The sequence below is a fragment of the Pyrinomonadaceae bacterium genome (assembly GCA_036277115.1).
Classification (GTDB): domain Bacteria; phylum Acidobacteriota; class Blastocatellia; order Pyrinomonadales; family Pyrinomonadaceae; genus UBA11740.
In genome coordinates this window covers 436,724-451,500 of sequence record DASUNM010000023.1, presented here as the reverse complement: position 1 = coordinate 451,500, position 14,777 = coordinate 436,724, and the positions used below count along the sequence as shown (strand labels likewise).

Below are 14,777 nucleotides of genomic sequence, written 5' to 3'. Positions count from 1 at the left end.
TTTCACTTTCGTCCAAGTACTGAGGCGATTGAGGTGACAAAGCTTTCCGGCTCAATCGGCTTGGGGACATGCATCTGGAACCCGGCCAAAAGAGCTTGCGAGCGATCTTCATCTGTCGCATACGCGGTTAAGGCGACGGCGGGAATGCGCGCGTGATGCGACGTTAGCTTCCGGACCCTTCGAATTAGACTGTAGCCATCTTCGATAGGCATCCCGATGTCGCTGACGAGCAAATCCGGATTCCACTCGTTGAATTCCAGCATCGCCGTTGCCGCTGAATCGCTGCAGCGCACATCGCTTCCGCAGCTCGTCAGAATCGTCATCAACAAGTCGCGCGAGTCGGGTTCATCGTCTACCACCAGAACTTTTACGCCGTCCAACAGGTGGGCATTGAAAACACAATTGCCGGCAGTTTCGTAAAGCTTGGTGTCGCTCTCGACGAGAACGTTATTGAGGGCCAGCGGAATCGTCACGGTAAAAGTTGATCCGCGATTGGGGCCCTCGCTGGTGACTTCAACTTCGCCAGCGTGAAGGTCAACGAGGTGGCGCACGATAGCCAGTCCCAGGCCGAGTCCGCCGTGTTCGCGCGTGGTTGAGCCGTCCGCCTGCCGAAATCGATCGAAAATAAATGGGGCAAATTCGGGTCTGATTCCGATGCCGGTGTCGGTAACGGAAACGCTCACGCGCGAATCGTAAATGGCCGTCTTGATGCTTACTCGTCCGCCCCGCGGCGTAAACTTCACGGCATTGCTAAACAAATTCCAAAAGATTTGCTGCAGCCGGTTCGGATCGCCGAGGATGGCGATGTCCGTCGCGGGAGCGGCATTGGTAAACTCGATCTCCTTCGCATCCGCCAGCGGACGGATGGCATCCAGGGCGGTCTCGATCACTTTCGAAACATCGACCCGGCCTCGATCGATGCTTAATTTGCCGGTGATGATGCGCGAAACGTCGAGCAGGTCGTCGATCAACTGCGATTGCGAGCGTGCGTTTCGCTCAATCGTATCAAGAGCGCGCGTGAGCTCGCTGTCGTTCAACTTTTTCGTGCGTATCAAATGGCTCCAACCCAGAATCGCTGTCAGGGGCGTGCGCAACTCGTGAGAAAGCGTCGCGAGAAACTCATCCTTGTTTCGGTTTGCGGCTTCGGCTTCTTCACGGGCCGCCTGTTCGCGCACCAGAAGCCGCGCGCGTTCTTCCTCGGCCTGCTTTCTGACGGCCATCTCCATGCGGAGTTCGGTTGCGTGATTCTCCGATTCGGCGTAGAGGCTCGCGTTTTCGTAAGCGACGGCCACGTGGTTGGCAAATGTCGCGGCCAGACGCTCGTCGGCCTCGGTAAACTCGTCGGCAATGCGACTATTCAGCAGGTAAAACCACCCGCGAAGTGCCGTGGCGGAAATTATCGGGGCGCCTAAAAACGAACGCACTGAATGTGCACCCGAGTCCTCCTCAAACAGTAAGTCGCTCGACTCGTCGAGGCGCACCGGCACCCGCTCGTTAACCACACGGTCGAGCGCCTTCTCAATGATGTTTGGAAGTTCGCCCGTTTCGTGAATGTTGCCCTTTCCGTCGCACCGGAAAAAGTGCCGCGTGGTCCGTTCATCGTCGGAAAGCATCGCGACGGTTACTTCTTCGGCCTCAATGATGCGCTGCGCGGAACGGCAGAATTTTTGCAGCACGGCTACAGGCTCGCGCTCAGCCGCAAGTTCATGACCCAGATCGATGAGCATCCGCAATCGTTCGAGGTTTGCATTCTTGATCTCTTTGTTCTGTTGCTCGAGAAGCTGTGCCTGGCGTTTTACTTCACGCGCCTTCTTGAACAACTCGACAAACACATTGACCTTTGACCGCAGAATCGCCGGGTCGACCGGCTTAACGATGTAATCGACTGCGCCGAGCGAGTAGCCGCGGCTCAGATGCGCGTGTCCGGTCGTGTTCGCCGTCAGAAAGATGATCGGAATGTCGCGGGATTTTTCGCGGCCGCGAATCAGCTCGGCCGTTTGCAGACCGTCGATCCCCGGCATGTAAACGTCGAGCAGCACCACCGCCACATCATTGCTCAGCAAATAACGCAGCGCATCCTCACCCGAACTGGCACGAATCAAGTTTCGATCCGGCGAGTGCAGGATAGCCTCCAGCGCCAGCAGATTGGTGGAACTGTCGTCCACCATCAGGATGTTGATACGTTCGCCCACTTTGAAGTTACTCACGAATCGTCGTCCTTCCGCGAGAGCCAAACGCGTAAAAGGGAGAACAATTGATCGATGTCCAACGGCTTCGAAATGTAATCCGACGCGCCCACCTCGAGACAGTGGTCGCGATCGGCTTTCATCGCCTTAGCCGTCAGCGCGATGATGGGCAGACTCTTGAAGTTGTCCATTTTGCGGATCTCGCTGATTGCTTCGTAGCCGTCCATTTCAGGCATCATGATGTCCATAAGCACCGCTTCGATACCGGGACTGGCCTTGAGCAGGTCGATCCCCTTCTGCCCATTCTCGGCGTGGACAACTTTCATGTTGTAAGCCTCAAGCGCGCTCGTGAGCGCAAAGATGTTCCGCACGTCGTCATCGACGATAAGGACTTTGCGGTCGGCCAACACGGGATCGCGCCGCTTGAGTTGCTCCAGCATGCGGCGTTTCGGCTCGGGCAGGTTTGCTTCGACGCGATGCAGGAAAAGCGCGGTCTCAGCCAGCAGCCGCTCCGGCGAGTCAGCCTCCTTGATGATCACCGACGCCGCCACTCGGCGAAGATGCACCTCCTCTTTGCGGGTCAGCTCTTTGCCTGTGTAGACAATGATCGGAATATTCGCGCGCGTCGGATCGCCCTGCAGTTGCTCGATCAACTCAAAGCCAGTCATGTCCGGCAGCTTCAGGTCGAGCACCATGCAGTCGAAACGTTTTTCTTTCAGTCGCCGCAACGCTTCCTGACCCGTGGCTACGGCGGTGGTGCGCACGTCGCCGTTGCCGATCAACTCGATCAGACTCATGCGCTGCGCATCGTCGTCTTCGACCAGCAACAATTCGCGGGCATCGCGTGCCAGAAAGTCATTGATGTGATCGAAGGTCTGTGCGAGGTCAACGTTCGTCACAGGCTTCTTCAAAAGGGTTGACGCGCCTTGCCGCAGCGCGCGGCGCCTTTGTTCTTCGACGGTGATGATATGGACCGGAATGTGTCGCGTGCGCGGATCATGTTTCAGTCGATCAAGAATCGTCCAGCCGTCTCGATCCGGTAGCCGAATATCGAGTGTGATTGCGGCCGGGCTGTACTTGTGTGCGAGCGCGAGGGCCACGTTCCCCGACTGTGCCACCAGGCACTTGAAACCCTTCTGGTGCGCCAAATCGACAAGAATGGTGGCGAAGTTCGCGTCGTCCTCAACAATCAAAACGACGCGATCGCCTTCCTCAATATCGATGCGATCGTCCACGATTGGCGAATCATCCTCGAGTAAAAGAGCCTGCGTGTTGAAAGTTTCGGCCGGTGTCCACGCCGCCTCCATTTTCCGTGGCCGCCCACTTCGTTTTGCCGCCGTGGGTGCTACTGCGCGCGAAGGAACGTATTCCCGCGGCAGGAACAGCGTGAAGGTGCTGCCTTCGCCTGGCATGCTGCTAACGCGAATCTCACCGCCCAACAAGCGGGCAATCTCACGACTGATCGAAAGGCCCAGCCCGGTGCCGCCGTATTTGCGGCTGGTCGTGCCGTCGGCCTGCTGAAAGGCCTCAAAAATAATTCGCTGCTTTTCAGCGGGAATGCCGATGCCGGTATCACTGACCGAGAAGGCAATGATGTCGGTCGCGCGGTTCAAAGTTTCAAGATAGTACTTCTCGTCGCTCGGCGCCGGACTGACTTTCAACACCACGTTCCCTTGCTCGGTGAACTTGAAAGCGTTCGACAACAAGTTCATCAGGATTTGCTGCAGACGCTTCTCATCCGTAGCGATAGTCCGCTCAAGCTCGTCGCCGCACTCGATGAAGAAGTCGATGTTCTTATCCTGTGCCAGTTGATGGAAGCTTCGTTCGAGTTGATCCGTAACGTCATGGACTGAGACGTCTGAGACCTCGATGCCCATCATGCCTGATTCGATCTTCGACAAATCGAGAATGTCATTGATCAGCGACAGCAAATCTGATCCCGAAGAATGAATCGTTTCGGCGAACTGCACCTGCTTCGCCGAAAGGTTCTCTTCGCCATTCTCCGCCAACTGACGCGAGAGAATCAGCATGCTGTTGAGCGGCGTGCGCAGCTCGTGCGACATATTCGCCAGAAATTCTGATTTGTATTTCGAGGTGAGCGCGAGCTGTTCGGCTTTCTCTTCCATCTCCCAGCGTGCCTCTTCGACCTCGCGGTTCTTGGCTTCGACTTCGGCCTTCTGCCGCGCCAGCAGCGCCGCTTTATCCTGCAACTCTTCGTTCGTCTGCCGCAGCTCTTCCTGCTGACTCTTAAGCAAGTCTTCAGACTCGCGGAGCGATTGTGCCTGGAGCTCGAGCTGCTCGTTGGTTTTCTTCAGCTCGTCCTGCTGGCTTTGAAGTTCGCCGGCCAGCGACTGTGACTGCAACAGAAGATCTTCGGTTCGAGTGTTCGCTTCGATCGTGTTAAGCACGATTCCGATGCTCTCGGTTAGTTGATCGAGGAAGGTGAGGTGAGTGTCGTTGAACGAGTGGAACGTCGAAAGCTCGATCACGGCCTTTACTTCGCCTTCAAACAGCACTGGCAGAACGACAATGTTGTTAGGCGCCGCCTGGCCCAAACCGGACTTTACCTGGACGTAACTCGAGGGCACGTTCGTGACCAGGATGCGTTCTTTCTCTAACATGCACTGGCCCACCAACCCCTCGCCCGCCTGAAACTCATTCGCCAGATTCTTTCGTTTGTTGAAAGCGTATCCGCCCAGCAGCTTCATCGTCGCGTCGCCGTTATCGCTGTGATTGACGTAGAAGACGCCCTGCTGCGCGTCGACCAGTGGCGCCAGTTCAGAAAGCACCATCTGCGCCACCGTCTTCATATCGCGTTGCCCCTGGAGCATGCGCGTGAACCTGGCGAGATTGGTCTTCAACCAGTCGGTTTGCGTGTTCTTCTGCGTGGTCTCTTTCAGGTTGAGAATCATCTCGTTGATGTTGTCTTTCAACGCTGCGACTTCGCCCTGCGCTTCCACCGTAATTGAACGCGTCAGGTCGCCCTTGGTCACGGCCGTTGATACTTCCGCGATCGCGCGCACCTGATTCGTCAGGTTCGCCGCCAGACCGTTGACGTTGTCGGTCAGGTCGCGCCACGTTCCAGCCGCACCCGGCACGTTTGCCTGGCCGCCGAGTTTGCCTTCCACACCGACCTCGCGCGCTACTGAACTCACCTGATCGGCAAAGGTCGCGAGCGTGTCGGTCATGTTGTTAATGGTGTCGGCGAGTTCGGCGATTTCACCTTTCGCTTCCACCGTCAGCTTTCGTTTCAGGTCTCCGTTGGCGACCGCCGTGACAACGCGCGCAATGCCGCGGACCTGATCAGTCAGGTTGCTGGCCATCGAGTTCACGTTGTCGGTCAAGTCTTCCCACGTGCCGGCGACCCCGCGCACGTCGGCTTGTCCGCCGAGTTTGCCTTCAGTACCCACTTCGCGCGCCACGCGCGTTACCTCTGACGCGAACGAATTGAGTTGATCCACCATGGTGTTGATGGTGTTCTTCAACTCGAGAATTTCACCTTTGACGTCTACCGTAATCTTCTTCGAGAGGTCTCCGTTCGCGACCGCGGTCGTGACGTCCGCGATATTGCGGACCTGGCCGGTGAGGTTGCTGGCCATTGAGTTCACGTTGTCGGTGAGATCTTTCCATGTGCCCGCCACGCCGGGCACCGATGCCTGGCCGCCCAGTTTTCCTTCCGTGCCGACTTCACGGGCCACGCGCGTCACTTCCGACGCAAAGGCATTGAGCTGGTCCACCATCGTATTGATAGTGTCCTTGAGTTCAAGAATCTCGCCCTTTACGTCTACCGTGATCTTCTTGGACAAGTCGCCGTTTGCCACCGCGGTGGTGACTTCCGCGATGTTACGAACCTGGCCGGTGAGGTTGCCGGCCATGAAGTTCACGTTGTCGGTCAGGTCCTTCCAGGTGCCGGCGACGCCCATCACTTGCGCCTGACCGCCGAGTCTTCCTTCCGTTCCGACTTCGCGGGCGACACGAGTTACTTCCGAAGCGAATGAGCTCAGCTGATCCACCATCGTGTTGATGGTGTCTTTGAGTTCCAGTATTTCGCCTTTCACGTCGACGGTGATCTTCTTTGACAGATCACCCTTCGCCACCGCGGTGGTAACGTCGGCAATGTTTCGTACCTGAGCCGTCAGGTTGCCGGCCATTGAGTTCACGCTGTCAGTCAGGTCTTTCCAGGTTCCCGCGACGCCGCGCACGTCCGCCTGACCACCGAGTTTTCCTTCCGTACCAACTTCGCGCGCCACACGCGTCACTTCCGACGCAAAGGCATTGAGTTGGTCCACCATCGTGTTGATGGTGTCTTTGAGTTCCAGAATCTCGCCTTTCACATCGACGGTGATCTTCTTGGATAGGTCGCCATTCGCGACGGCGGTGGTCACTTCAGCGATGTTGCGGACTTGCCCGGTGAGGTTGCCGCCCATCAGGTTCACGCTGTCGGTCAGGTCTTTCCAGGTTCCGGCCACGCCTTTCACGTCCGCCTGGCCCCCGAGTTTGCCCTCCGAACCTACTTCGCGCGCCACGCGGGTTACTTCCGAAGCGAAAGCGTTGAGTTGGTCCACCATCGTGTTGATGGTGTCTTTGAGTTCCAGAATCTCGCCCTTTACGTCTACCGTGATCTTCTTGGACAAGTCGCCGTTCGCGACCGCCGTGGTAACTTCGGCGATGTTACGAACCTGGCCGGTAAGGTTGCCGGCCATGAAGTTCACGTTATCGGTTAAGTCTTTCCAGGTTCCGGCCACTCCCATCACCTGCGCCTGACCGCCGAGTTTTCCTTCCGTTCCAACTTCGCGCGCGACACGCGTTACTTCGGACGCGAACGAGTTCAATTGGTCCACCATCGTGTTGATGGTGTTCTTCAATTCGAGGATTTCGCCTTTGACGTCTACCGTGATCTTCTTGGACAGGTCGCCATTCGCGACCGCGGTCGTGACTTCGGCGATGTTTCGTACCTGGCCCGTGAGGTTGCTGGCCATGGAATTGACGTTGTCGGTCAGATCCTTCCAGGTGCCGGCGACGCCGCGCACATCGGCCTGGCCGCCAAGTTTTCCTTCCGTACCTACTTCGCGCGCCACGCGTGTTACTTCGGACGCGAACGAGTTCAACTGATCCACCATCGTGTTGATGGTGTTCTTCAGTTCCAGGATTTCGCCTTTTACGTCTACGGTGATCTTCTTTGAAAGGTCACCGTTAGCGACGGCAGTCGTTACTTCGGCGATGTTGCGGACCTGCGCCGTGAGGTTGCCCGCCATCGAGTTCACACTATCGGTTAGGTCCTTCCAAGTACCGGCGACGCCTTTGACCTTCGCTTCGCCCCCAAGTTTTCCTTCGGTTCCGACTTCCCGCGCGACGCGCGTCACTTCGGAAGCGAACGAACCGAGCTGGTCCACCATCGAGTTAACGACTTTCGTTGTCCGCAGGAACTCGCCTTTCAGCGGTCGTCCGTCGACTTCGAGGTTCATGCGTTCAGACAGGTCGCCGTTTGCCACCGCGCCGATCACGCGCGCCATTTCGCTGGTCGGCCGCGCCATGTCGTCAATCAGCAGGTTTGTGGAATCAACCAGCCTTAACCACGAACCGGCCGCAGCCGGCACCGCGGCGCGATGCATGATCTTTCCTTCCTTGCCGACTACGCGGCTGACGCGTTCCAACTCTTTGGCCATCTTGTCGCTTAAATCGATGATGTCGTTCAGGGTGTCCGCAATTTTGCCGGCCTCGCCAGTCCAATCACCGGGCAGGCGCGCCGAAAAGTCACCCTTCTTAAAAGCGACGAGGGTCTTCAGTAGTAGCTTCGAATTAATAGAGTTCTGGGTAGCAATTTGAGCTCGCATATTTTCCTTCCGAGTACCTGGAAGTCGTTGGAGAGACAGCGCCGGAACAGAAGTTTGAGAAAGGAGAACCCATTTACGCAACTCGCAGTCGGGCGCACAGGTGCGTCAAAAACAAAGGGGATTCTGCGGGGGAACCGTCAAAACGCCGGTGGGGCTATCTGCGTTTCGATTATTTTAGCTAGGCGGGTTGGACTCTGTAAAGGATTAGTTAGCCGCAAGCGGGGCTGGGCCATGGCAGTGCCCGAGCGTTAGGGACGGCGCTTTATTGGTTAGCTCCGGAAAACACTTCGCCTGAGCGGAAAGCGGCGCCGAGCCGCCGCACTCCAAATCACGCAAAAGCAAAATCGAACTGTTCCTGATGCACGCGCGGATCGCTGGTGACATCGACTGAGCCGAGATAGTCCTCGATCTCGTTCAACACGTCCCGTTCAGGGCCGCGCAGCGCACGGGCTACTTCCGGATTGACGCGCAGCATGGCCTGGCGCGAACCGTCGCTCCCACCTTCGCGCGACAGTCGCCGCGCCTGTTCGAGAATCTCGTAGCAGATCGTCTGCGGCGATTTCACCAAACCCGCGCCCTGACAATACGAACACGGCGAGCACAAGGTGCGCTCGAGTGATTGCTTGACGCGTTTGCGCGTCATGATGACCAAACCGAAATCGTTGAATGAAAGAACTTTCGTGGGCGATTTGTCCCGGCGCAAAGCGTCCTGCAAAGCCGCCATGACCCGCGTCCGATTACGACGCTCTTCCATGTCGATCAGATCGAGCACGATGATGCCGCCCAGATCGCGCAACCGAATCTGGCGCGCAATCTCTTCGACTGCTTCCATGTTCGTGCGCGTGATCGTGTCTTCCAAACGCGTCGCTCCACGGCCCACGAACTTGCCCGTGTTTACGTCAATCGAAACCAGAGCTTCAGTCTGATTGATGACGAGATAACCCCCGGACTTCAGCCAGACGCGCGGCTTGATCGCTTTGTCGATCTCAGCCTGCACCCCGAAATTTTCGAGAATCGGCTCATCGCGCGTGTAAAGCTTGACGCGCTTGACCAGCTTCGGCTGCACACGGTTCACAAATTCGACAACGCGCTCGTATTCCTCTTCGTTGTCGATGCGAATCGCACTGAAGTCTTCGGAAAGCTGGTCGCGCAAAATGCGCTGCACCAGATCGAGATCGCGATGGACCAGGTTCGGGGCTTTCGACTTCTCGGCTTTCTGCCGCATGTCCTGCCAAGTGCGAATCAGGTAACGCGCATCCGCGCGCAGCTCGTCCTCTTTCGCGCCCACACCGGCGGTGCGGACGATGAACCCTCCTGACGGCACATCTTCTTCGGCGTGAATTTTTTGGATTAGCTTTCGCAGGCGCGAACGTTCAGTGTCGGAATCAATCTTGCGCGAGACACCGAGGTGTTCGACCGTCGGCATGTAAACGCAAAAGCGGCCGGGGAGGGCGATGTGCGAAGTGATGCGCGCGCCCTTCTTGGCGATCGGCTCTTTCGCGATCTGGACGAGGATCTCCTGGCCTTCCTTAAGCAGTTCACTGATCGCGACTTGCTTGCGTTCGTGTCGCGGGTGACGGCGGCGGGGACCGCCGCGCGGCGCCGGAGGGGTGCGGCGACCCGTTCGCGCCGCAGGACCAGATTCTTCCTCAGTCTCGTTCACATCGGATTCAGGCTCGGCTGCGACAACTGGTTGCGACTCTTCCTCGTGCAGAGTTTCCTCGGCTTCGACAACGTCGGCGTCAACTTCCTGGCCGTTGGTCTCCTCAGTCTCCGCGCTGCTGGCCGTCTTTGGCTTTCGTCGCCGCCTTCCACCACGGCGGGTTGCAAACTCTTCGTGCGCGCGCCCGCTTGTAAGGCTGGCGCCCCCGTCAGCGTTTATTTCTTCGCTCGCGGCATCCTCAGAACCAGTTCCGGCTTCGTCTGAAGTTTCTTCAACCTTTTTTGATTTGAAGAACCGGCTGATGACGCCCGTTTTTCGCCGCGAACGCGTGCTCGACGGCGGTGATGGAGGTTCAGAGATTGGTTCGACATTGGCCGACGCGTCTTCGTCGTCGCTGACTCGTTGAAAGGCCGCGCCGCGCGAACTTTCGTCAACTACTTCGTCGACAAAATCGCGCACATGAGCTTCTTCGATGGCTCGCGGCCGTGCTGCGGCGACTTCAGCATCTTCGCTGTCCGCCACCCGCTGAAATTCACCGCTTTCACGGAGGTCTTCCAGGAGCGATCCCACCGGCGCGCTCGGCACATCTTCCAGATCGAATTCGGCGGCATGGACTTCATCCATGATGCGTTCTTGCAGCCGCGCGTCTTTCAGCATCTCGCCATTAATGAGGCCTTCGTCATCGCTCACGCGTTCAAAGGAAGCCGACGAAACGAACGGCGTATCGTATGGCTCGACCGCGTGCGGGATTAGACTTCGTTCTTCACGCGCAGGCTCGGCTTCCGCTTTCGTTACGCGTTTCCGGCCACGTCCGCCGCGACGGCCGCGACGACGAGCCCCGGTCTCTTCGGTTTCTTCTTCAGGGGCTTCGGCCACTGCTTCAGATTCAGGTTCGGTTTCAATATCGGCTTCAGCGTCGCGCAGCGGATCAACGCGTTCATGGGTTGACTCGATGTGATGCTCGCGCTCGATGCGTGCCTGCGCAATCTTTTCGGCCGCAGCTTTCTCGGCTCCGGCGGCGTCGCCTTTCTTTGCGGTGTCCACGACGATGCGTTCGAACTCGGCTTCTTCATCAAAGAAGTCTGACACGTAGAGGAATGCATCGCGCTCCAGGCCGATATCGACAAACGCCGATTGCATGCCGGGCAGAACGCGCATCACGCGTCCTTTGTAAAGATTGCCGACGATACCCTGATTCTCTTCGCCGCGCTCGATGTAGAACTCGGTGACGCGGTCATTTTCGATGATCGCGATCTTCTTTTCGCGACCGTTGACACTAACAATTAACTCTCTTGACATTGGTTTTCTTTCTGCGGCGCGCGCGCCGCCCCTTGGGGCGCGTGCGTCCAGCGTGCGGTTTGCGAATCCCGATTCGTCGGGACGCGCGTTTTTCGCTTGGTTTGTGATTGGAAATCGCCGGCAGAAAGTGCCGGCAATGAATTTTTCGCGCTCTGAGGCGCTTTCGCGAGTCCCTTGCCGGGACTCGGCAGCCTCAGATAGTCAGGCTGCGCTGCAATCAGTGCCACTCGGTGAGCCGGGCGGCCTTCGAGTTGATTCAACTGGAAACTCCGTCGAACCGCAGCCTTAATTTCGTTGGGCCAGGGAGCCAAGCGTTATCAAATAGGACGCGCTCTGAAACCTGGATTGCGGTTCGTGCAAATGGCCGTAATGCCGGCCTCAAAAATCCCTGCTCACCGTATTCACTGCAATTGAAACTATTTGCGGTGCGTTGGCCGAACCGGATGTCCGGCTAAGGCGAGCCGAGAGGAGTATAGCAGAACTAGAGCGGAACTCGATAGGTCTCAGTCACTTAGTCGGCGCAAAGCCCGCAGGCACAACAAAGGAGGTCGAGACCGTCTGTGAACAAAACCAGGACGAGCTGGTGACGTTGGCCTTAACGTCGACGGTTTTGCCCGCCAGTCCCGACGTGTCGATGCTGACCTGTGAATCATCGAGGCTCAACGGTGAATTAGACCGGATCGTGCCCGCCGAAACAGACCAACTTACCTTGGTGACTCCCGCGGGCGGGGCGGCGGCTTGCAGCAGAATTACCGAGCGGGAACAAAGCGCTTCGCTGATCGGCTTATCCTGAATGTCATTGAAAGCGTGAGACTGATCGTCTCGCAGCTCGCAGTACGTTGAGGTGTCGATTGAAGAACAACTAATTGCCAGCTTAGGACAACTTGACCCGCCGGCCAGGTAGAGCCCAAGAAAGCCGAGTCCGCTCGCGATAACTATCAGGCTGACCAAACCAATTACGATGTACTTTACCCGACTCCCTCTTGGCGGGCTTTCTGGTTCCGTTTCAGCGCGGCGCGACAGAATTGGTGAGCGCTTCACCGTTGCCGGCGCTTCGCGCCCACCCGTTTCGGTTCGTGGGAGGACTGCGGTTGGAGGCGGTCCGCCGCTCCGGATCGTACTGGGAGGTTCTTCCTTCTTTTCAGGATCGTAGGGAGCGGACAGTAACGCGCCATCCTCAAGACAGAACGTGAACCCGTCATCGGCATAGGTGCGACTACATTTCGGACACTTTTTCATTAGGAGTTCAGTTAGGTGATCTTCTTCATCAATTCCCCAAACCGCGTGTCGCCGCGCACGTTCTTCAAATTCGGGTCGCCTTCAAAGCAAGGTTTGTTTCCATTGCCGAGGGCGATCGAACGTTGCAGCCAGCCTAAGGCCTGATCCGAATCTCCTTCGAGCGCGTAAACGGAACCAACCGCATAAGCGATATCGGGATCGACTGAGGCATTGCGGATTACAGAATCGGTCAACTCAGCCAGAGCTGCTTCATGTTTTCCCTGGCGACTCAAACACATGGCTAACGTTGGCCGGACGCCGTGAAGATTTGGATTCGCTTGCAGCACTTCGCGGAGGATCTGCTCAGCTTCGGCCGGGCGTTTTGTGTAATACAAAGCCAGCGCGCGAACCGTGTTCAGCAGGGGGTTATTAGGCTCGACTGAGCGCGCCCGATCGAGTTCGCGCTGCGCCTCTTCAAACTTGCCTTCGTAAAGAAAGATCAGCGCGCGGTTGTAGCTGACGACGACAAAGGACGCCGGATCCAGACGCACCAGGCGATCGTACGCACGCAGCGCGCGGTCGTATTCACCATCGAGACGGTGCAGTGTTGCTTTCACAAAATGCACGACGGCTTCGTTGGGCGCCTGCCGGCGCATGCGCTCTACTTCTTCACGCGCTTTCGCTTTCTGCCCGCGCCACAACTGCACGAAAACCATCAGCATGCGCGCTTCGATAATGTTCGGGTCGATCGCCAGTGCTCTGTTGAAGGCAACTTCAGCGTTCTCAAAGTCTGCGGCTCCCCCAAGGCCTTTAAAGACCCGATTCACGTACGCCGCGCCGAGTCCGTCATAAGCTAAACCAAATTCAGGGTCCAGCTCGGTCGCCCGCGTGAAGTGCTTAATCGCGGCATCACAATCCTCCGCCGCCACGGTGCGAAAGATGAAGCGCGCAAAGCGATCGCGTCCGCGCAAAAATTCGTCGTAGGCTTCAGCGTTGACCGTCCTGGTTTTCTCGAGGCCGGCTTGTTCGTCGGGACTGAGTTCCAGCCGCAGCCCATCGACGATGCGTTGCGTGATCTCGTCCTGTACCGCGATCACGTCGTCCGCGGAAGCATCGACCTTATCGCTCCAGAGGATTTCACTACTGCGCACGTCTAGCAGTTGTGCGGTCACGCGAAAGCGCTCGCCGATGTGAATAAAACCCGCCGATAGAACTGCATCCACGTTCAGCTCGCGACCGACGTCCGCCGGATCGACGGGTTGGCCCTGGTACTTCGACATCACTGAAGACGGCCGTACCACCAGCGAACGAATCCGCGCCAGTTCAGTTATCACGGCGTCAGCCAGCGCGAACTCGTAAAAGCTTGAAGCCGGATCGTTGTTGAGGTTTTTGAACGGCAGCACCGCCAGGCTTTTCTTTTCGCGTTCAGTAATGGTCGTGAGGGAAGCGTCGGGTGATTCCGTGATGGCGGGTTTGGAAGATAGTTGCGGCGCGCTCGTATGCACTTCGCCGCCTCCCATTCTTTTCAACCAGCGCATGGCGCGCGAGACGGCGCTCGAGCCGCCCATGTGACGCGCGGGCGCGGCCGCCACTTCGAATTGCTCGCCTGACGAAACCTGCTGCAGAACTTTTCGCAGCTCATCGCGCAGTTCGGAAATCTTCTGATAACGATCACGCGGGTCCTTAGCCATCGCCTTGTCGAGAATCGGCTGAAGCTGCGCGGGCAGCGGCCCGGGGCGCGCTTCGGACAGGGGTTTGGCGGCGGCATTCATCACGGCGTAACGGACTTCCACCGTCGTCTTCCCGCGGAAAGGCCAGGTGCCGGTCAGCATCTCGTAAAGCAGGACCCCGGTCGAGAAAACGTCGGCGCGCGAATCGACTTTATCGCCGCGCGCTTGTTCCGGAGCGGCGTAGGTCGCAGTGCCGTACGGCACGCCGACTTCAGTTAACTCAATCCGATCCACCCCGCCACCCTGGGGTTCGTTTTCGTCGAGGAGCTTCGCTAAACCGAAGTCGAGAATCTTCACCTGGCCCGCATCGGTGACCATCACGTTGCCGGATTTGATGTCGCGATGGATGATGCCGCGCGCATGCGCTGCGGTCAGCGCATCGGTCACCTGAACGGCAATCCGCAGCGCGCTGTCTAATTCGAGCGGCCGGCCATTCACAAGCTGGCGCACGTTGCGACCTTCAACGTGCTGCATCACGATGTAATGCATTCCATCCTGCTCGCCGAGATCGAAAATTGTGCAGATGTTCGGGTGATCGAGCGAAGAAGCGAGACGCGCTTCACGATCAAAACGCTTGAGGTTTGTGTCCTTGCCCGTGAGTTCCGCCGGCAGGACTTTGATAACGACGGCGCGGCCGAGCTTGGTGTCGGTCGCTTTGTAAACAGTGCCCTGGCCGCCTGCGCCAATCTTATGCGTAATTTTAAAGCTGCCGATGGTTTGGCCGATCATGGAGGCGGTATTTAACTCTCAAAAAGAAAATGGCGCAAGACGATCGGACACAAAACATTGACCGATGAAGTGTCGTCGTGTAACGGGCAGGCGGATTGGCTCTTATTTGTCCTGCAAC

5 protein-coding genes are annotated in these 14,777 nt (G+C 57.6%); all 5 read right to left on the bottom strand.

Annotated features, from left to right (window positions below; translation table 11 throughout):
• Window positions 1–2 precede the first annotated feature (2 nt).
• Window positions 3–2,207 (bottom strand): response regulator, encoded by a 2,205-nt coding sequence (locus VFX97_08855; protein ID HEX5703291.1) that lies wholly within the window; start codon window positions 2,205–2,207, stop codon window positions 3–5.
• The gene (locus VFX97_08850) at window positions 2,204–8,020 is read right to left on the bottom strand and encodes a HAMP domain-containing protein (GenBank protein ID HEX5703290.1); all 5,817 of its coding nucleotides are present in this window, start codon (window positions 8,018–8,020) and stop codon (window positions 2,204–2,206) included. The genes VFX97_08855 and VFX97_08850 overlap by 4 nt, the downstream gene beginning before the upstream one ends.
• A 328-nt stretch (window positions 8,021–8,348) precedes the next feature.
• Window positions 8,349–10,982, bottom strand: coding sequence for an Rne/Rng family ribonuclease (locus VFX97_08845; GenBank protein HEX5703289.1), 2,634 nt, complete (start codon window positions 10,980–10,982; stop codon window positions 8,349–8,351).
• 507 nt (window positions 10,983–11,489) lie between these two features.
• Window positions 11,490–12,221, bottom strand: coding sequence for a hypothetical protein (locus VFX97_08840; GenBank protein ID HEX5703288.1), 732 nt, complete (start codon window positions 12,219–12,221; stop codon window positions 11,490–11,492).
• An 11-nt stretch (window positions 12,222–12,232) separates the two neighbouring features.
• A complete protein-coding gene (locus tag VFX97_08835) occupies window positions 12,233–14,659 on the bottom strand; it encodes a protein kinase (protein ID HEX5703287.1) in 2,427 nt (808 codons plus the stop codon).
• Window positions 14,660–14,777 lie beyond the last annotated feature (118 nt).